The organism is Alkalihalobacillus pseudalcaliphilus (assembly GCF_028610675.1).
Lineage (GTDB): Bacteria > Bacillota > Bacilli > Bacillales > Bacillaceae_D > Alkalihalobacillus > Alkalihalobacillus pseudalcaliphilus.
The window spans coordinates 781,596-801,957 of sequence record NZ_JAQQWS010000001.1 but is presented as its reverse complement, the minus strand read 5'-3'; the positions used below and the strand labels follow the sequence as shown (position 1 = coordinate 801,957).

The following is a 20,362-nucleotide window of genomic DNA, read 5'->3' as shown; positions in this document are numbered from 1 at the left end:
TATTAAATAACTCGGAATTGGTGTAGGAGATGAGATGATGGATGAGGACAAAAAGGGTGTCGTGTATTTGGTTGGTGCAGGGCCTGGAGATACCGAGCTATTAACTTTAAAAGGGTATCGGGTATTAAGACAGGCAGATGTCGTGATTTATGACCGATTAGTGCATCCGTTATTTTTAGAATGGACGAAACCGAATTGTGAATTGATATATGGAGGCAAGCTACCAGACAGGCATTTTTTGAGACAGGAAACGATACAGGACTTATTAATTGAATATGCAATTCAAGGGAAATGTGTTGTGCGCTTAAAAGGTGGCGACCCGAGTGTTTTTGGACGAGTAGCAGAGGAGGCAAGTGCTCTAAGGGAAGCGGGAATTCAGTTTGAGGTGGTTCCTGGTATCACGGCGGGAATTGGTGCAGCTACTTATGCGGGTATGTCGGTCACACATCGCGACTATAGTAGCTCATTTGCTGTAGTAACTGGCCATAATCAATCTGTATCGGGTGAACCAACTGTAGATTGGCAAGCATTAACTCAAGGGGTTGATACGATTGCTTTTTATATGGGCGTCAAAAACCTTCCTTTTATCACAGAGCAGTTATTAAAACACGGAGCAAATCCAGAAAAGCCTGTTTCTCTTATTCAATGGGCGACTACAGGTAAACAACGTGTTGTTTCGGGTAATTTGACTACAATCGTTGCCAAGGTGAAGGCGGCACAGATTCAAAATCCAGCAATCGCTTTAGTGGGTGATATTAACCAATTAAGGCAGGAGAAAAGTTGGTTTGAAGAGAAGATTTTATTTAATCAAGAACTGTTACTCGCTAAAGCAGGGGTAGAAAGCGGGGAGATGGCTGCTCAATTAAGCAGCTTAGGTGCAGATGTTTTAGAATTTCCTCGATATGTCATTGAGCCTTGTTTGGAAGGACAAGTAGTAGATTATCAACGGTATACACAAATTGTATTTATGACCCAATCAAGTATTGAGGTGTTTTTTGAATCTCTTCGTCAAAAACGAACAGATATTCGGATGATTCATGCAGACTTTATTGTCAGAAATTCCAAACAAGCCGATGTACTCCAGCAGTATGGATGTCAAGCAAGTCTCCTACAAGATGTTACTTTAGATAATAGTGGATTATTAATAGGTGAGGAGGGGGCTCGGAGAAAGGTTCCAGAGGTGGTCAGCCATTTTGAATATCTCGGACTTTATCGCAAAACGGTTGTGCCTCAAAGTCTCATTACCTTCCAGAGAATGTGGGAAGAGGAGCGGATTGAAAAGATTATTTTTCCGAATGCAAAATCTGTCGAAATGCTCACATTTGCTTTAAAAGGAACAAATTTTACGCCTCATTATTTATCAGAACAGACGTCGATCATTTGCTTTGGCCCCATCACCTCCCAAAAAGCAGAGTCGTTAGGTTATCAAGTTACAACTAAACTAAAACAACCGAATGTCAATGAGCTTATCAGTCATTTAAGTTCGGAGTATGTGGAGGACTAATTACATGCAGGCGATTTTATATGTAGGACATGGGAGTCGAGTTAAAGAGGGGAATGAGCAATTAAGAGCATTTGTTCATAAAGTTCAAAACCTTTTCTCACATATACCCATACAAGAAATTGGATTTATTGAGTTAGAATCTCCAACGATTAGGGAAGGTTTAAAAGCATGTGTTGTCCAAGGAGCAACTAAAATAACGGTAATTCCAATTTTATTACTGAGTGCTGGTCATGCAAAACAAGATATCCCTGATGAATTGAGTGATTTTCAAGATGAGTATCCGAATGTGCGTATTCGATATGGGCGGCCAATAGGTGTGGAAAAGGGAGTTATTCGTATTTTACAAGATAGATTAGAGACTGTGAACATTCCTAAACTAAACCAAAAGCCATTACAGACTGAACGACTCCCTCAAACCGTACTTCTCATTGGTAGAGGTAGTAGTGATCCAGATGCGAATAGTGACTTATGTAAAATAGCAAGATTATTATGGGAGTTTACGCCTGTTAAGCAGGTGGAGGTTTGTTTTTTAGCGGCAACAGAACCCACTTTAGAGGAGGGAATTGAGAAGATTTTGCGATCTGAAACGGAGAAATTGATATTGCTTCCGTATTTATTGTTTACAGGTGTTCTTATGAAAAGTTTGGAGCAAAAAAAGAAAGTGATTGAAAGTCAAGGTAGGAAACAGGTAAAGTTAGCTGATTATTTAGGTTTTGACCATCAATTAGTTCCGATTATTTCTAAGCGTGTGGAAGAAGTATTGGAGGAAAGCGATGAGTGAAAAGTTACCTATTTTGTTACAACTAAAAGATAAAGTCGTAGCGATCGTTGGAGGTGGCCCCATTGCCTTAAGGAACATCAAGCGCTTTTTATGTGTGGGAGCACGTGTAGTGGTTTATGCGGAGCGATGTGAGCCGGAAATAAGTGATTTATTCAAGCAAGGCCTTATTCGATTACATGAAAGAACATTGACAGGTGAGGAGAAAGTGGAAGCGGATATATTGTGTTTAGCGACAAATAACCGTGTTGTACACGAGATGCTAAAAGAGGCTAATCCACATATTTTCCTTATCTATGACGCAGCCAATCGATTTACCTCATCTTTTCAATTTATGAATTTTATGAAGGAACGCCATCTTCTAGTTGCTTGGTCAACACAAGGAGCAAGTCCGATTTATGCTAAAAGATTAAAAAAAGATTTGAAAGAAAATCTCCCAATTAAGCAATACAATGATCACTTAGCCTTTTTAGCAAAAGCAAGGGAGCTTATTCAACAAATCCAAGTAGCAAAAATAAAAAAAGAACAATTGCTGTTAGCGATAACGGATGAGACTTTTTTAAATAGGGCGGACCGCGAGACACTTCTTCTGAAATATTTACTTGACCTCACTGACGATGTTAAATAAGGGTTACTTGATGAGTTGAAATATCTTGCTCGTTGTTTAATATATCTTGCAGAGATACTAAACCGTCCTCTAAATTTGGTTGCAAATAAGAATTAAGTAGGTTGTCATATAACCATTCCTTCCAATCTCTACTTACATTCGTTGTGGTGATGGCAATTGATAAAGATTCATGGTTTCCAGTGTTCAAAGGGGCATAGGTTAAATCGTCCGATATCGAAATCGTTAATTGAATGCTTGCGTTAGAAGTGATTGTAAAGCTGTAAGAGGTTTTTATAGCTTTGTATACGTGGTGGACACCTTCTGAGATAAACCAAATCAACGATAATTTCATCATTCGAATAAATGGGTTTTGGTTTATGGAGTAGTTGTTGAGAAACCTTTGTGCGGATTCCAAACTCAATAGCTCCATTTGGAAAAAATCATGAAATTGTTGATGGAAGGTGCTCCTTAATAACAAATGGTTTACCTCTTCACTTTGAATGGTCACTTTTACAGAGGCTGTCTGTATAGTTGGCTCCAAGCTAGATTCAAACATTAAAGGGTAATAAAACTGATAAAGGCCATTTGGATCATTTTTAATTGTATCTCGTTCTACATTTTTCATCATATCACCTCATACTCGTCAACTCTTGTCAAGCAAACTACTTGAAAGAAATTACACTTCATATTACACTACTAAAGGATTCTATGACAAGAAAGTTGGAATGAATATGAAAAAAGTAATGATTGGAGCCATTATTTTCTTTTTAGCCTTTATCGTTTTTGGATTTACTGTCCCACTTATATCTGAAACTTCTAATGATGAGCGAGTCATCCTCGATCACACTTTACTTGCCTACAGTGCCCCGATGTGCTTTGATCAAGCTGACTTTACGAATAATATTGATGAAGGAACGATTCGCCTTGCACAAGATATCGGGTATGAAGCAGAATCTTCTTGTACATTAGAGAACATGTCAACAGAGAAAAAGCCGCTTTTTATCGTTTGGTTTACAGCTTAAACAAATGTTTAGGCTTTTTTAATTGGGGAAAAAAGGATTGGTAAGGATTTTGTCTTATTGAGCTTTAATTTTACGCCTCCTAATAATCAAAACGTTTAAAAGGAATTAGGCGAGTGAGAGTCCAATAAACACGCTGTTATAGCTTTTGATAACTCGTAGTGATTGTGTTATAGTTAGAATGTTCAAATAATTTTTAAAAAAGAGAGAGAACGTAAAGAAAGTAGGAGATGGAGAGTCATGAAAGTAGCTAAATTTGGAGGCAGCTCAGTTGCAAACGCCATGCAAATTCGAAAGGTTGCGGCGATTATTCAAGAGGATGCAAATAGAAGGATCATTGTCGTTTCTGCTCCTGGTAAGCGTGATAAGGAAGATATAAAAGTGACTGATTTGTTAATTACCTTAGGTGAGGCTAGATTAAGCGGTTCCGAAGCAGAGGAAGAGCTTCAAGCTGTTGTTAATCGGTATCGTGCCATTGCCTTAGAGCTTGAATTAGATCAAGCAATTATGGCCACGATAGAAGCAGATTTACGTGAGCGGATTACATACGATACGAACAACCATGCGCGGTATATGGATGTCATAAAAGCGAGCGGAGAAGATAATAATGCAAAGTTAATTTCTTGTTATTTACAGAGACTTGGTATGGACGCTCATTATCTATCTCCATTAGAAGCAGGTTTATTAGTGAGTGATGAGCCTGGTAATGCTCAGGTTTTACCTGAAGCTTATGAAAAGCTTGCATTATTAAGAGAGACAAAGCAGGTTCTTATTTTCCCAGGATTTTTTGGTTATTCAAAAGAGGGAATACTTTGTACATTCCCGCGTGGGGGCTCAGATATTACCGGTTCAATTGTAGCTGCTGCAGTCAAAGCTGATTTATATGAGAACTTCACAGATGTGGATTCTGTTTATGCTGCGAATCCTACCGTTGTTGATCAACCTGTTCAAATTAAACGCATGACATATAGAGAGATGAGGGAGTTATCTTATGCTGGCTTTTCCGTATTTCATGATGAAGCCTTAATTCCAGCATTTAAAAAAGGAATTCCAGTATGCGTGAAAAATACGAATAACCCATCAAGTTCCGGTACGATGATCATTGCCGAACGAGAGTACTTCTTAAATCCTGTTATTGGCATTGCGGCAGATAAAGGCTTTGCGGCTATTTATGTGCGAAAGTATTTAATGAATAGAGAAGTAGGGTTTGGTCGAAAACTTTTACAAATTTTAGAGGATGAAGGTATTTCGTATGAGCATATACCTTCAGGCATTGATGATACATCCATTATTTTAAGAGAAGAACAGCTTAGCGATGATGTAGAAAAAAGAATCGTTAAGAGAATCACAGAGGAATTAAATGTTGATGATGTGCATATTGAGCATAACTTTGCGATGGTGATGATTGTAGGTGAAGGCATGCATAATACGATTGGTCTAGCAGCAAGAGCTACAGCTGCATTAGCTCAAGCGAATGTAAATATTGAGATGCTGAATCAAGGTTCATCTGAGGTAAGTTTAGGATTAGCTGTACATGCAGAAGATGCAGATGCGGCGATTAAGGCCCTGTATGAAGAGTTTTTTGGTGGAATTAAGGAAGCGGTCATTGATTAGAACATGAAAGAAAAACCCTCACTCATTTGAGGGTTTTTCTGTTTATTTGCTTGATGATGACCTTTTTTCTAATTCCTTTAAATAGCCTTTGATTTCACGAAGTTCGGCATGAAGAAGTTTCATTTGTTTTTGTGATTGGAACTCCTTTTCTTTCACTTCATCAGCAAGGTCGGCTTCATTCGCTTTTTCCACATTATTGACAATAACCCCAATAAATAGATTGAAAATAATAAATGTACCAACGAGCACGAAGGCAATAAAATATATCCATGCCCAAGGTAAGCTTTCCATAATTGGGCGCATGACGCCACTTCCCCATGAGTCTAAAGTAACTATTTGGAAGAGTGTCAACATGGAGCGTTGCAGATTCTCAAAATACTCAGGTGCGACTTGGTTAAACAGCATCGTTCCGAGTACCGCAAATATGTAAAAGATAATACTCATTAAGATCATAATATTACCTAACGCTGGTATCGTAAGCATTAAAGCATCTACGAGTCGTCTTAAAGAGGGAATAACGGAAATCGCTCTTAATACCCTTAATACTCTAAGGATCCTTAAGACCGTGATGAAATGTCCTCCTACAAATACATGGCTTGAAAGTACAATCACCGTATCAAACCAATTCCACCCACCTTTAAAAAAATCTTTCTTCGGTGTTGTTGCAAGGAATCGTGTAATGATTTCTATCGTAAAAATCCAAAGTAATAGTACATCTAATGAATGAAAGAGAGTGCCATACTCACTTCGTAAAGACGGATAAGTTTCAAGACCTACTAAGATAGCGTTAAGCAGAATTAGTGTGATGATAATACGAGTGAAATAACGATGCTCAACGATTTTTTTACTTAGTTGAACGATGGTAGAATGACTTTTCATCTCTTTTTAAAACTCCTAACTTTGATAACCTTTCTAAGCAACAGTATAGCATGTAAATAAGTTGGACGGAGAAAAAACCCATTCACTTTTAAAAATGAATGAGACCAATTTTAGTTGCAATTTATAAGGGATTGTTATGGTTCGCGTAAACCTTCCCTAATTCTTTCGAACGGTTAATGGCTTTTAAGACCGCATCCTTAAATTGTTCCTGCACCTGAAACCGTTCTAAGTGTTGGAAACCCGCTTCTGTTGTTCCGTTGGGACTCATTACCTCACGATAAAGCTGTTCAGGTGTTTTTTCTGTAGCTTTTAACCTTTGTCCGACACCGATTATAGTTTCCGTAATTAATGTATGGGCTTCATCTTGATGTAAGCCAGATAGGTGAGCGACTTCATATAAGCCTTCTATAAAATAATATAAGTAAGCGGGGCCGCTACCTGTTAAACCCGTAATTGCGTCGAGCTTCGATTCGTCCGTTTCTAAAACAGTACCTAAAGCGTCAAATAATTGATTTACTGCTTTTAAATGTTCTGGTTTTGTGAAGCGTCCTTTTGTTATGGCGGTTGCTGAATGACGAACGAAAGCGGATGTATTAGGCATGGTCCTTATCACAGCTGCCTCAAATCCGAGCAATTCTTCGATAAAATGAGTAGGTACTCCAGCTAAGATAGAGATAAAAAGACTTTCTCGATTTACAAAATCCCTTATTTCAGTAATCGAATCTTTTATTCCATATGGCTTCATGGCAAAGATGATCACATCCGCTTTTGCAACAGCCTCTTGACGATTACGTGTGACTTTAACATCATACTGAGCGGAAAGTTGCTTCAGACGCTGCTCATCCGTAAAATTGGTCACGGTAATTTGTTGCGGCGAGAGTATGTTCTGTGCTAATAATCCACCGATGATGGCCTCAGCCATAGAGCCAGCCCCTAAAAAAGTAATATTTTTCATGCATACACCTGCCTTTATTTAATTTGACCATTTCCTAACACTTTATATTTTGTTGAAGTTAAAGCTTCTAAACCCATAGGACCTCGGGCATGTAATTTTTGTGTACTTATACCAATTTCTGCTCCAAATCCAAATTCAAAACCATCGGTAAACCGAGTAGAAGCATTGTGATAAACAGCAGCAGCATCTACTTGATTTAAAAAGGCCTCTACACTTGTTGCGTCTTCACTAACAATTGCTTCGGAATGTTTAGTTCCGTACTTATCAATATGTTGAATGGCTTCATTGAGGTTGTTGACAACTTTTAGGGCTACTTTATAGTCTAAGTATTCATCTACCCAGTCATGTTCATTCGCTTTGTTAACATGAGGATACTCCCATAATGTAAACTCATCCGTAAATATCTCGACTTTTTTGTCAGTTAGTTCTTGAATCATTGTGGCAAGATGTTGTTTGGCCCAACTTTGGTGAACGAGAATAGTTTCTGCTGCATTACAGACAGAAGGCCTTTGAGTTTTGGCATTGATGGCAATGGATAGGGCCATCTCTTTATTGGCTGATGCATCAATATAAATATGGCAGTTTCCGACACCTGTTTCTAAGACGGGGATGGTGGCATTCTTTACAACAGTCTGAATTAACCCTGAACCACCTCTTGGAATTAAAACATCAATATATTCATTTAATTGAAAGAGCTCACTAGCTGTTTCTCTACTTGTATCTTCTAGAAGCTGGATCGCTTCAATAGGATAATCTACTTTCTCTAGAGCACGACCAAGGAATTTGACAATGGCTTTATTGGAATATAAAGCAGAAGAACTACCACGTAATAAAACAGCATTCCCTGTTTTAAGGCAGAGACTTGATGCATCAACAGTTACATTAGGGCGTGCCTCGTAAACCATTCCGATAACACCTAAAGGTACTCTAATTTTTTCGATTTGTAATCCATTCGGTCTTGTTCTCGTTTCTAAAATGTCTCCAATTGGGTCATTGAGACTTGCTACTTGTTCAATTCCTTCCGCCATGGCAATGATTCTTTGTTCGTTGAGAGCAAGTCTGTCAATGAGGCTTTCTGATAGGCCGTTTTTTCTCCCTGCTTCTTGATCTCTTTTGTTTTCGGTTAATATTTCATTCTTATTTTCGATGAGTTGTTTGGCCATTGCGAGTAAGGCTTTGTTTTTTTGTTCGGTTGTTTTTAATGCAAGCTGTTTTGTTATTTGTTTGGCTGTTGCTGCTTTTTGTAGCAATTCGCTCATGGATATCTCTCCTTTTGGATGAAAGTTCAATGGGTGGTGCTCAATTCTCTAAGTTAACATGACGTTTTGGTCTTTATTATTGGTCCGTTTTTGAAAAACGAAAGCAACTTATCAGAGAATGAATTCATCTGAATGGTAGCTTCAAATCCTCAGAATAAGAAATTATTTTACGGTTGGATGATGCGGACCCATTGATCGCGATGGATGACTTCTGGTTTGGTAATTTGTATTTGTTTTTTGGCTTCATGGCTTGTTAGACCTTTGATTTGTTCTAATTCTATCGATGAAAATCTTGTTTTTCCTTTTCCGATTAGGTTGCTCTCTTCATCATACACATCAATTATCGCATCGCGGGTAAACGGTTGGTTGATCATAGTGACACCTGCTGGTAGTAAGCTTTTTCCTTGAAATAAAATAGCATAGGCAGCTCCAGCATCTATCGTAATTGCTCCGTTGCTTTTTGAGTGTAACGCAATCCACTGTTTATGTGTAGGAATTGAGCGCTCAGCTTGGGGGCTTTCGAGATACGTGCCATCACCTTGATTCTGAATGATTTGGACTAGTTTATCTTCACCTGACCCTTTTCCAATAAAAACTTGAACTTGTAAAGAGAGGGCGACATCTGCTGCAAGTATTTTCGAACGCATACCTCCTGTCCCTACTTGGGAGTTACTTTCACCAGCTACTGCTAAAAGTTCTTCTGTAATTCTTTCTAGGCGATCATATTTTTTTGCATGTATGTCGATGTTGGGGTTTGCCGTATATAAGCCATTTACATCAGTTAAGATACATAACGTATCAGCATGCATGAAACCACTGACGAGAGCTGAAAGCATATCATTGTCACCAAAGGTAAGCTCTTCAACAGACGTTGTATCGTTTTCATTGATAATAGGAATTGCTCCTCGTTTTAAAAGCTCAGTCATCGTGGAATATGCATTTTTAAAGCGTTCTTCACTAGAAAAATCTTCTCTTGTTAGGAGAATCTGAGCAGCGACCATTTGTTCTTGTTGAAATTGCTCCATATAACCTTGCATTAATAAACCTTGCCCAACCGAGGCGGCAGCTTGCTTTTGAGCAATATTCGCGGGTCTGACCGGATAACCAAGTAGGGAGAAACCAGCAGCAACGGCACCTGAAGAAATTAAGATGACTTCATGACCCATTTTTTTGAGTTTGGCAATCGCTTTGACATGTTCATTTAATTTTTCGTAACTGAGAGAGCCGGACTTACTAGTCAGTGAGCTACTACCTATTTTGATGACAATTCGCTGTTTTTTCATTTGTATTCCTTCTTTCCTGATAAAGCTCAAGTGGTTTTCGCAAATAAAAAAACTCCCCCGTCCATAAAAGGACGGAAGAGCTATTCCGCGGTACCACCTTGTTTGACAATTAATATTGTCCTCTCAAACCCGTATCGTGGGATGGACGGCTAGTATCTAGCTGCTCAAGGACAGGTTCAATTGGAGCAGTGGTCAAGGATCTTTCAGCCGGTGGATCCTATTCTCTAAAGACATGAAGCCAATTTACTATTTCCTCTCATAGCATCTCTATGATTTAATTAGTAATGTGAAAGGTATTCGTTTAATTTTCTATAGTATATAGTCATAAGGGAATTTACGTCAAGACTTTAATGTGAAAAAGAGTTGTCCATTTTTTAACTTTTATTAATTAGGTGAGATGAATGAAAAAAACAGTTTGGATTACTGGTTCAACAAGTGGATTAGGGAAAAGATTAACCTATCAACTTTTATCCGAAGGGCACCGTGTCGTAGCACTTGCAAGGAGTGAAACAAAACTTCAGCAATTAAAGCAAGCCGTTGCTCATTTACCGGGTGAAATGATAGGTATCGAAACTGATGTCACGGTGACAGAGCAAATAACGAAAGCCATGGAATATGGAATAAGGCATCAATTAGCTTTTGATGTCTTAATCAATAATGCAGGATTAGGTGTATTTGATTCCATTATCGATGCAAAGTTATCAGATATGGAGGAGATGTTTGCTGTTAACGTGCTTGGCATGATGAAGGTGACGCAGGCCGTTTTACCTTATATGATAAACGTAGGTAAGGGTCATATCATTCAAATCGGCTCTCAAGCAGGCAAAATTGCGACGCCTAAGTCTAGCGGCTATGTGGCAAGTAAACATGCGGTCTTAGGTTTTTCTAATAGCTTACGAATGGAAGTGAAGGAACAGGGGATCCATGTAAGTGTTGTGAACCCAGGGCCAATTCGTACCGCATTTTTTGACAGAGCAGATAAAACAGGTACGTATGTTCAAAATGTGGGCAAACTGATGCTTGAGCCTGACGATGTCGCAAGAAGAATTATCAAATTAATGGATAAGCCAAAAAGAGAAGTGAATATGCCGGGCTGGATGGCGTTAGGCTCTAAGTTATATCAACTAATGCCCGCTATTGTAGAAAGAGTAGCGAAAAAACAGTTTATGAAAAAATAAATGTGACGTGACTAAGGAGCAAAGATGTCAAAATAGCAACGATATAATCAAAGAAAAGAGGCACCTTTCAAATGAAAAGGTGCCTTGTTTGAAGTGAAAAAAGCTTTTTATCTAATGAGTTAAGAGCTTTTTTCTTGTACGAATTGTCCATACTTGTTAAAAGTGAATTTATAAAATATGACAAGTAAAGCGATTGAGATAATGAATACACCAAGTAGAAATAAGATGCTTCTTCCTGCTAAGGCTGGAGATTCCATAAAAATAAACGAGCGGAATCCTAAGACTGAATAGGTCATTGGTAACCAACCGTGCACACTTTGAAGTGGTGATGCCAATAGTTCAACGGGAAAGCTTCCGCCACTTCCACCGAGTTGAATAATTAATAAGATGATCGCAACAAAGCGACCCGGATTATCAAGAATGCTGACTAACATAAATACAAAAGTTACAAACACAAGTCCAGCAAGCAACGTAAAAAAGTAAAAGGAGAAAGGATGTGCGGCATCTAGTCCGATAACAAAAAGCAAATATAAGCTAACGAGTGTGCTTTGGATCAACGATATCGTCCAGACAACGCCTAACTTACCCGAAAACCATTCAACCCAATTTTTGTGAGGACCTAATGGTGTTCGAAAAGGATATATAATGGATAAAGTCAAACCGCCTACAAATAAACCAATTGATAGAAAATAAGGACTTAATCCCTCGCCGTAGGAATAATTTTGTTCCTCGTGTTTACTTGTCGATTGAACGGGGTGCGAGGCCATTTCTTGCTGCTTGTCATTAGGGTCAACGCCTAGAACTCTATCCTCTAGTTTTTCCATATTCTTAGATAATGAACTTGCTCCTTCATAAAGTGAGTGTAAACCATCGGTTAAAGCTACAGAACCATCAAAGGCTTTAGAAAGGTTTTCTGCTAATAATTGTCCACCCTGTTTTAATTCGGATAAACCGTCGTTAAGTTGTGATAATCCAGTAAAAGCTTCATCTTTCATGGTTTGTAAGTTATCATAAGCTTTCGTCATTTCGGTAAAAGTTGAATCGAGCTCAGATAACTGTGAAAAAAGATCATTCTCAAACTCGGTTAGTCGAGAGGCTACTTCATCGAATGCAAGATCATCTAAGAGAACACTTTGAAATTGCGTTTCAATTTTATCAACAGCGTTTTGTAACTGCTTAAGGACGTCAATTGAATCTATTAAAATAGTATGGATAGAGGAATGGCTAGTAAGTAACTCATTTTGATTCTCTTGTAATGAGTTCAATAGCTTTTCTAGTAAGTCAGTTTGATCATTATTTTGCTCCTCCAAATCGTCGATGACTTGCTGCCATTCCGAAATAATGGTCGTATTTGCTTCTATACCTTGAGAAAGTTGATGGTCTATCTGTTCATACCATTCAACAAGTGATTCATTTTCGCGCCAATTAGGGTCATGATTTTCCATAATTGCTTCAAATTGTTCGAAATGCTCTTTGATCAATACGAATTCACTATTAAGCTCTTTTAAATCCTCGATCAATTTTTCTAGTTGCTCATGCGCAGTCACTTCGTCATTGTTCAAATCCTGCAGTGTTGATTCGAGCTCTTCGATCAGGCTCTCATAAATATTAGAAGAACTTGATAGACTTTCTTCCAAGTCTTCTAGTTGCATGACGATTTGACCTAACCGTTTAGACAGTTCATTAAATTCTGTTGTACTTGAAGTGATTTGTTCCGCTACATCAGTAAGAAAATCCTCGATTTGCTGAAGTTCTTGAGCTTGGCCCGAAAAGGCGTTATTTTCTAACTGGTTCATGATTTGCTGATTTTTACTTTGATAAAGCTCAATTTGTTGGGGAATGCTCTGCATAACATCTGAGTTATGGATATCGTCATAAAGTATCGTGGCCTCTTGTTGAATTTCCCCTACAGCACTCGTCACTTCTTCGAGACCGTTACTGAGTTCAATAGAACCTTCACTCAGCACCTCTAAGGCGTCTTTAAGATTCGTCATATTATTATGGGCACGCTCTGAGCCTTCCATCACATCATCTGTACCTTGATTAAGCGAAATGATAGCCTCACCTAATTGACTAAAGGCATCATTAGCAATTTTGATATAAGCCAGTGTTAGTGCACGTGAAAGCTCTTCTTCCATAGTGGAAATGGCTGTGTTAGCAATTTGTGAGGAAACAAAATTATAATCTTCATTCACTTCATAATAAATAGAAGGTGTTTGAGGATCTGTCTGTTGGATCGACATAATATTTTCAGAAAAATGCTCTGGTATTTCAACATAAAAATAATAATCAAATTTCTTAAGCCCAGTTTCTGCCTCTTCTCTAGAAACAAAGTCGAAGTCAAAGGCGGGATCTTTTTTTAATTCCTGTATAAAATCATCACCTGCATTTATATGTTCTTCTTCAATTTGTGCCCCTATGTCTTCATTGACCACAGCTACCGGAAGTTCTTCAATAGCGTCATATGGGTCCCAAAAAAAGCTAATTAATAAGCCACCATATAGTAATGGCATGATAGCAATACCTAATAAGGCGATGAATAGTTTTTTGTTTTTCCAAATTCCTTTTAATTCGTTGATATAGCCGGTCATGATTCACCTCAAAAAACAATTTGATTGATTCGATATAGTTCTATAATAAAAAAAGTGCTATGAATGATTAAATTCGTCAATTGTAGATTTACCTATTTAATCTCGAATGTGTGGATAAAATGTGATTTGAAGATCGTGATTATCTCTTCTTGTTGAAGTGGTTCATACTGTTCTTCATAATCACTTACAAGCATCATGTATGTTTTATACATGAGGTAAGCTGTGACGTGTCTGTGCGGTGATACGATTTTTTTGCGTTGCTCGGCTTGTTGTAAGTAATGATCAATAAGTCGAACGATGACTTGGTCAAATTCTTTTAATGCTCTTTTGGAACTCTCTGATGCGAAGTAGGTCATTTCATCCTGTAATTTGACGAGTAATTGATGCTGTTCGCGAAATAAGAGGAGCTCTTTTAAGGCCATACTAATATTTTCAATAAGGTCTTTTCCTTCAGAAATCGAGCGGTGAAAGATATCTTGAACTTCATTTAATAAATCGTGTAAGACTTCATTAAATAGGTCATCTTTGTTTTTAAAAGTTGTATAAATCGTTCCTTTTCCGACATTGGCGATTTTGGCAATTTGGTCAATAGTTGTTGCTTTGTACCCGTATTTTGAAAATGCTTCTTTAGCAGCAGTTAAGATGGTCTCTTTTTTATTCTTTAACATGGTTTACCTCTCTTTTTGTTGAAATGATTCTACTTTTGCTGAGTTTTCTGAATGAAAGTTAGAGCTGGTGCTCACAATAGTTAACTCCTTGGTTTTAGTTTTTGGTCGGTTTTTAAAAATCGAAAGCACCTTATCAGATGAATGAATTCATCTGAATTGTGTTTCGATTTTCAAAACTTCACGCAGTTGCGTGTTAACAGTTTAAGAAGTCTTACTGTAGGCAGGGTGGCAGCATGATTTTTGGTTGCTACAGTAAAGCTTAGTACATGAGATTTAGGATAACCTTATCAAGAAACTCAAAAATGACTATTTGACTAATTTGGTCATTTCTATTTTAGGTTGATTCGTTTAAGACATCAATCAATAGGATGTAAAAAAATATGATATTTTATGTGATTGGTTTATTCGCATAAACACGTCAAATTGAAACGTTTTTAGAACAAAGGACGACAATTGTGAATAAGATAAATGGTGAGTAGCCCATAACGAGGGTAGAGGAGAACACAGAATAAATTCCCAACAAAGGGGCTGATAATAGATGTGTGGCATTACCGGATGGATTGATTGGAAAGTGGATATGAAAAAGGAAAAGGATCAAGTATTAAAAATGGCTACGACATTAAATCGTCGCGGTCCAGATGATTTAAATGTTTGGGTAAGTGACCATGTTGGTTTCGGTCATGCACGACTTGTTGTTGTTGATCCAGAAGGTGGAAAACAACCTATGTGTCGTGTAGTTAATCATAAAGAATATACAATTGTTTATAACGGAGAGTTATACAATACTGAAGATATTCGAACTGAGTTGCTACGAGCAGGGCATACCTTTTTGGGGCACTCTGACACCGAGGTTTTATTAAAATCCTATATTGAATGGGGTTATCAATGTTTAGAGAAACTCAATGGTATTTTTGCATTTGCGATTTGGAATGAACAGGATCAAAGTTTGTTCATGGCACGTGATCGTTTAGGTGTGAAGCCTTTATTTTATACGGTAGACCATGGTCGGTTACTTTTTGCGTCTGAACTAAAAGCGTTACTCGCTCATCGGGACGTTGATCCGATTGTTGAGCGCGATGGGTTAGCAGAAATTATTGGTTTAGGTCCTTCACGAACACCTGGACATGGAATATATAAAAATGTTAACGAATTAAGGCCAGCTCATATGCTTATTTATGATCGCAATGGAGCGAAAATAAGTAGATATTGGACATTAAAAGGGAAAGTCCATACAGAATCGACCGAAGAAACGGCAAATCATATTCAAGTATTATTAAAAGATATCGTTAAGAGGCAGCTTTTTGCTGATGTGCCAGTAGGCATGTTTTTATCAGGCGGTGTTGATTCGAGTGCTCTGACAGCACTCGCAGCCAAAATTTATGAAGAAGAGGGTAAGGGTTCTATTCGAAGTTACTCGATTGATTATGAAGAAAACGATAAATACTTTAAAGCGAGTGATTTCCAACCTAATTCGGATGCACCTTGGATTAAGTTAATATCAAAAGCATTAAAAACAGATCATTATAATGCGGTCATTGATATGGAAGAGCTGGCAGGATTGCTTGAAGAAGCTACCGAAGTTCGGGATTTACCAGGTATGGCAGATATCGACTCTTCTTTATTATGGTTTTGTAAGGAAATCAAAAATGATGTAACGGTAGGGTTGTCAGGCGAATGTGCGGATGAAATTTTTGGTGGATATCCGTGGTTCCATCGTGAAGATTTATTCAATTTGGATTTTTTCCCTTGGATGAGAGCGATTGATGAACGTGAAGCTTTGTTAAATGATACGTGGAAAAAGAAATTAGACTTAAAAAATTACGTCTATCAAAGCTATAAAGCGACGATAAAGGAGACGCCAAAATTCCATAAAGATAATGAGATAGAGGCGAGAAGAAGGGAAATCTCCTATCTAAATATCATTTGGTTTATGACCAATTTATTAGATCGTAAAGACCGAATGAGTATGGGAGCAAGTCTTGAAGTTCGTGTTCCTTTCTCCGATCACCGCTTAGTTGAGTATGTTTGGAATATCCCGTGGGAAATGAAACAGCTTGATGGGAGAGAGAAGGGAATTTTAAGAAAAGCACTTGAAGGAATTTTACCTAATGAAATTCTCTATCGTAAAAAAAGTCCGTACCCGAAAACACATCACCCTCTTTACACACAAATTGTCCAAACAAAAATAGAGAGAATTTTAAAGGAAAAAGATGGTCCGTTGTTTGAATTTATTAATAAAGATCGGTTAGCGGAGGTTGCTAAAACAGGTGGTTTACCTGCAGGAAAGCCATATTTTGGTCAACTGATGGCAGGCCCGCAGCTACTGGCTCATTTTGTCCAAATGGATCATTGGTTGAAGAAATATCAGGTAAAGATTGAAGGGTAAGTGCCACTTACGAATAAGTAAAGGGGTTAAATCGCATCGATTAAAGCTAAAAACCGTTTCTTACAAGAGGCGGTTTTTTTGCTATAATTTTTGATGTAAAGAATATATTGGTGAATGGAGATTAGGCAATAAGTATCTCTATTGGATATTATCATGTTGATAATAGTATGATGGTTAATAGTAAGAGGTTTCGATTTCTAGAAGATGGAGAATGGCTTTATTTTTGAAAGGAAACGTAACGAGCTGGATATGAACTACTATAGGGAATATTAGTGACAGAAATCACTAAGGTGTAAAGTAGGAGGTAGATAATGGAAAAACGTGTTGTCGTCGTGACAGGTGCTGGACAAGGTATCGGCTTGGCTATTGTAAAAATGTTTGCCAATCGTGGAGATCTTGTTTATGCATTAGATATTAATAAGGTGAAGTTATATGAGGCTGTTGAACGTTTAAGAAAAGATCAACTTGAGGTTCGTGCGATTCCTTGTGATATTAGAAGTGAAGAAGACATTCAAATCGCTGTATCACAAATTAAACGTGAGACCTTACAAATTGATATTTTAATAAATAATGCCGGTGTCTCAAAGATGAAGTCATTATTTGAATTATCGTTAGATGAATGGAATGATGTTTTACATACTAATTTAACAAGTGTGTTCTTAATGTCTAAAGCCGTGGCAGCCTGTATGAAAGAAACACAAACTGGAGGCTCAATTATTAATATTGCCTCTACTAGGGCTGCAATGTCCGAGCCAAATAGTGAAGCCTATGCAGCATCTAAAGGTGGTGTTGTTTCGATCACTCATGCTCTTGCAGCAAGCTTACAAAATGAGAGAATAACGGTCAATGCCATAAGCCCAGGCTGGATTTACTTTGGGAAAGAGAATGATTTAAGAGAGATAGATCACGACCAACACTTTTCGAAAAGAGTTGGTGTAGGTGAGGATATTGCGAGCGCGTGCTTATTTCTAACAAATCCAGATAATAGCTTTATCAATGGCGAAAATATATCCATTGATGGCGGTATGACGAAAAAGATGATATACGAGCACTAACAGTGGAGCGTTAATTGCATATGGTGAGTAAAGTCACGAAAAGAGCCGAAGGGAATAAAGAACCTACTAACTTTAAGGCACGAACTATCGCCCCAAAGTAACTTTCATACCAAAGCCCGATTCACTCCGCCGCCAGCAAACACAGAGAAAAGGACGAACACGGTTCGTCCTTTTCCTTATCCTTTATGCAGCATGCTTTTTAGGTTCAGCAATCCTTTGTTGTCCTTTTTTAGCGGCAAAATGTAGATATACAAAAAAGAGTGAAATGAGAAGATAACCAACCATAAAGTCAGGTGCTGCATTCCATGTTAGTGATGGAGCGTGCATAAGGCCAATAAAAGATAAGCCCGCACCAATCAATGAAAAGACACTTGCTTTTATAAAGTCTTTATCAATTATGCATACAGTAATAGCACCAATAATAATCGCTGTAAACATAGCACCTTGTCCTAGAGGAACAATTCCTTCAGAAATACCAGCGACAACTTCTGGAGCCGCGTTGTTAAAACGAGTCATCATATAGTTTCCTAAATAAGGTAACATAGCTAATGCGACAGCTGGATAATATTTTTTCTCATTAGAAGAGAAACTTGTTGCAACCATTGAAATACCGACAAAAACAAGGATAGGAGCAATCGCAGCCATCGGAATTAAGGCTGATAATACAGCAATCGCACCTGTCAAGGCTAAAACCGCAAACACAGCGGCATTTAAAATACTATAACCTCGACCAGCACCCATCTTTTTTGAACCGACTGTAGCAATATAGACAGTTGTTGGGAATAAACCACCAAAGAACGCACCGATTACTGTCCCCATACCGTCAACAGCTTGACATTCACGAACATCGTAAGAATCTCCCTCAGCAGACATCGCATCAACATTATTCATTGTTTCTACAGCGTTGTATAAAGAAATAGGAATAAGAACAGCGAACAATCCAACTAAAGCTCCGAATAAATATTGATAGCCTTCAAAAAATGAGAGGGTTGGAAGGAACGGATAAAATCCAATAAACTCAAACGCATTGGTGAAATCAGTGAAAGATTGATAGCCAAATGCAAAAGCTAAAATGGTTCCGATAATGATAGCAAAAAGTGACGTTGGAATTTTAAATGGCATGACCACTTTCCCAATGATACCAACTACGATAATAGCTAAAGCGACAATTCCTACAACAGGTGTTGCAAATGTGTGGAAAAGCATCTCTCCAGCTACAAATGTTAAGGCAACCCCAGCTAACGCACCGAGTAAAGCAGCACGAGGTAAATTTTGACGAACCCAGTTTCCTGTAAATGAAACTAATACCTCAATTAAACCACTAATCAATGCAGCAGCGACACCGATTTTCCAAGCTAATTCATGATCACCTGTTAAAGCAAGGGCTGGTCCTAAAATTCCAAATAAGAACACAAACATTACAGGTGTGCTAATTCCATAAGAAAGTGCTGTAACATCTGTTCGATTTTCTTTTTTAGCAAGTCGGTTAGCCGTATAAGCATAATATAAATTACCGGCAATGACCGCTACAGCAGCACCTGGTATTACTTTTCCGAAAACGATACTAGCAGGAAACCCCATTCCTAACATCGTTACGGCAATTAACACAAAGTTGGCTAGATTGTTTTGTAATAAGGCAAAAAAGGCATCTGTATCCTCTTTTTTGTACCAAGGATAAACGATACTTTTAGCTGACATTTAATTCCCTTCTTTCTCTTTTGCGCACAAAAGGCCACACGGATTCTATTTGGATTCTATTAATTCATCTACAAATTTGACTTCGCCATTCTCTAAAGCATGAACTCGTGCTAATGATTCAACACGGTACCCTTGTTCTAGAAGTAGTTGACGTCCATCTTGAAACGATTTTTCAATGACAATACCAAAGCCAGCTATTTCTGCGTTTGCTTGTTTGACAATATCAATTAGACCTTTAGCTGCTTGTCCATTTGCTAAAAAGTCATCGATGATTAGTACTCGATCACCTTCTTGAAGAAAATCTTTTGAAACGGTAATATCATTCGTTTCTCTTTTTGTGAAAGAGTAGACTTGGCTCACAAATACATTTTGATTCATCGTTAATGATTTCTTTTTTCGTGCAAAAATAAGTGGGACAGCTAATTGATTGGCAGCCATTAAGCTTGGGGCAATACCAGATGATTCAATGGTTAATACCTTCGTAATTTTGTCGTCTTCAAACCGTCTAGCAAACTCTAATCCAATTTCTATCATCAGTGAGGTATCGACTTGGTGATTGAGAAAATGATCGACCTTTAGAACCTCATCTGACAAAACCTTTCCTTTTTCACGGATTGCTGTTTTTAAGAGCTCCACGTGAACCCCTCCTTTTTAGTAAAAAAATAAAAAAGTCACTTACCCACGCTATGCGTGAATAAGTGACGAAATAAACACATGATCATCAATGTGTACGTGTCATTATTCACTCATAGTCAAACTATTTACGGTAGTTTGGTAGAAACTTGCAAGCCATATCCTCGCTATTATATGAGTTATTTTCGATAAACTATATTCGTTAGTATAGAGCAAATGCTGTGTCAAGAAAAGCCTTTTTTGCATCTAATGAAA

Annotated in this window: 17 protein-coding genes, 1 riboswitch and 1 other annotated feature; of the genes, 8 read left to right on the top strand and 9 right to left on the bottom strand. The window is 37.9% G+C overall.

Annotated elements, in window-relative coordinates; translation table 11 throughout:
- The first annotated feature begins 37 nt into the window (after positions 1–37).
- The 3 genes from cobA to PQ479_RS03855 are packed head-to-tail and all read left to right on the top strand — an operon-like array spanning position 38 to position 2,910.
- Positions 38–1,504, top strand: a complete 1,467-nt coding sequence (cobA, locus tag PQ479_RS03865; RefSeq protein ID WP_047988932.1) for a uroporphyrinogen-III C-methyltransferase — start codon at positions 38–40, stop codon at positions 1,502–1,504.
- A 4-nt stretch (positions 1,505–1,508) separates the two neighbouring features.
- Positions 1,509–2,285, top strand: coding sequence for a sirohydrochlorin chelatase (locus PQ479_RS03860; protein WP_047988933.1), 777 nt, complete (start codon positions 1,509–1,511; stop codon positions 2,283–2,285).
- The gene (locus PQ479_RS03855) at positions 2,278–2,910 is read left to right on the top strand and encodes an NAD(P)-dependent oxidoreductase (RefSeq protein ID WP_047988934.1); all 633 of its coding nucleotides are present in this window, start codon (positions 2,278–2,280) and stop codon (positions 2,908–2,910) included. The genes PQ479_RS03860 and PQ479_RS03855 overlap by 8 nt, the downstream gene beginning before the upstream one ends.
- On the opposite strand, the gene PQ479_RS03850 is transcribed toward PQ479_RS03855, so the two are convergent.
- Positions 2,903–3,514: a hypothetical protein gene (locus PQ479_RS03850; RefSeq protein WP_047988935.1), complete on the bottom strand. Its 612-nt coding sequence runs from the start codon at positions 3,512–3,514 to the stop codon at positions 2,903–2,905. The two genes, PQ479_RS03855 and PQ479_RS03850, sit on opposite strands and share 8 nt — an antisense overlap.
- A gap of 106 nt (positions 3,515–3,620) precedes the next feature.
- Here PQ479_RS03850 and PQ479_RS03845 point away from each other — a divergent pair, with 106 nt between their 5' ends.
- Positions 3,621–3,911, top strand: a complete 291-nt coding sequence (locus tag PQ479_RS03845; RefSeq protein ID WP_047988936.1) for a hypothetical protein — start codon at positions 3,621–3,623, stop codon at positions 3,909–3,911.
- 237 nt (positions 3,912–4,148) lie between these two features.
- Positions 4,149–5,522, top strand: coding sequence for an aspartate kinase (locus PQ479_RS03840; protein ID WP_047988937.1), 1,374 nt, complete (start codon positions 4,149–4,151; stop codon positions 5,520–5,522).
- A gap of 42 nt (positions 5,523–5,564) precedes the next feature.
- Here the strand turns inward: PQ479_RS03840 and PQ479_RS03835 are convergent, their stop codons facing one another.
- The 4 genes from PQ479_RS03835 to proB form a co-directional block, all read right to left on the bottom strand.
- Positions 5,565–6,401, bottom strand: coding sequence for an ion transporter (locus PQ479_RS03835; RefSeq protein WP_047988938.1), 837 nt, complete (start codon positions 6,399–6,401; stop codon positions 5,565–5,567).
- A gap of 121 nt (positions 6,402–6,522) precedes the next feature.
- Positions 6,523–7,356 carry a pyrroline-5-carboxylate reductase gene (gene proC / locus PQ479_RS03830; protein ID WP_047988939.1) on the bottom strand — a complete coding sequence of 278 codons (834 nt, stop codon included), beginning with the start codon at positions 7,354–7,356 and terminating at the stop codon, positions 6,523–6,525.
- A 14-nt stretch (positions 7,357–7,370) separates the two neighbouring features.
- Positions 7,371–8,615, bottom strand: coding sequence for a glutamate-5-semialdehyde dehydrogenase (locus PQ479_RS03825; protein WP_047988940.1), 1,245 nt, complete (start codon positions 8,613–8,615; stop codon positions 7,371–7,373).
- Positions 8,616–8,782: 167 nt separating this feature from the next.
- Complete coding sequence (gene proB / locus PQ479_RS03820) at positions 8,783–9,898, bottom strand: glutamate 5-kinase (RefSeq protein ID WP_047988941.1); 1,116 nt, start codon at positions 9,896–9,898, stop codon at positions 8,783–8,785.
- Positions 9,899–9,962: 64 nt separating this feature from the next.
- Positions 9,963–10,167, bottom strand: a binding site (T-box leader).
- Between the two features lie 132 nt (positions 10,168–10,299).
- Here proB and PQ479_RS03815 point away from each other — a divergent pair.
- Positions 10,300–11,076, top strand: a complete 777-nt coding sequence (locus PQ479_RS03815) for an SDR family NAD(P)-dependent oxidoreductase (RefSeq protein ID WP_047988942.1) — start codon at positions 10,300–10,302, stop codon at positions 11,074–11,076.
- A 119-nt stretch (positions 11,077–11,195) separates the two neighbouring features.
- On the opposite strand, the gene PQ479_RS03810 is transcribed toward PQ479_RS03815, so the two are convergent.
- Both PQ479_RS03810 and PQ479_RS03805 read right to left on the bottom strand, forming a co-directional pair.
- On the bottom strand, positions 11,196–13,667 hold the full coding sequence (locus PQ479_RS03810) for a YhgE/Pip domain-containing protein (RefSeq protein WP_047988943.1): 2,472 nt from the start codon (positions 13,665–13,667) through the stop codon (positions 11,196–11,198).
- Positions 13,668–13,759: 92 nt separating this feature from the next.
- Positions 13,760–14,335, bottom strand: coding sequence for a TetR/AcrR family transcriptional regulator (locus tag PQ479_RS03805; protein WP_047988944.1), 576 nt, complete (start codon positions 14,333–14,335; stop codon positions 13,760–13,762).
- A gap of 538 nt (positions 14,336–14,873) precedes the next feature.
- On the opposite strand from PQ479_RS03805, the gene asnB reads away from it, so the two are divergent.
- Positions 14,874–16,721, top strand: a complete 1,848-nt coding sequence (asnB, locus tag PQ479_RS03800) for an asparagine synthase (glutamine-hydrolyzing) (RefSeq protein WP_047988945.1) — start codon at positions 14,874–14,876, stop codon at positions 16,719–16,721.
- Between the two features lie 311 nt (positions 16,722–17,032).
- Positions 17,033–17,776, top strand: a complete 744-nt coding sequence (locus PQ479_RS03795) for an SDR family NAD(P)-dependent oxidoreductase (RefSeq protein WP_273716764.1) — start codon at positions 17,033–17,035, stop codon at positions 17,774–17,776.
- Positions 17,777–17,959: 183 nt separating this feature from the next.
- Here the strand turns inward: PQ479_RS03795 and PQ479_RS03790 are convergent, their stop codons facing one another.
- Both PQ479_RS03790 and PQ479_RS03785 read right to left on the bottom strand, forming a co-directional pair.
- A complete protein-coding gene (locus PQ479_RS03790; protein WP_047988947.1) occupies positions 17,960–19,474 on the bottom strand; it encodes a SulP family inorganic anion transporter in 1,515 nt (504 codons plus the stop codon).
- Between the two features lie 45 nt (positions 19,475–19,519).
- Positions 19,520–20,110, bottom strand: a complete 591-nt coding sequence (locus tag PQ479_RS03785) for a xanthine phosphoribosyltransferase (protein ID WP_047988948.1) — start codon at positions 20,108–20,110, stop codon at positions 19,520–19,522.
- A gap of 93 nt (positions 20,111–20,203) precedes the next feature.
- A riboswitch (purine riboswitch) is annotated at positions 20,204–20,305 on the bottom strand.
- Between the last annotated feature and the right edge of the window lie 57 nt (positions 20,306–20,362).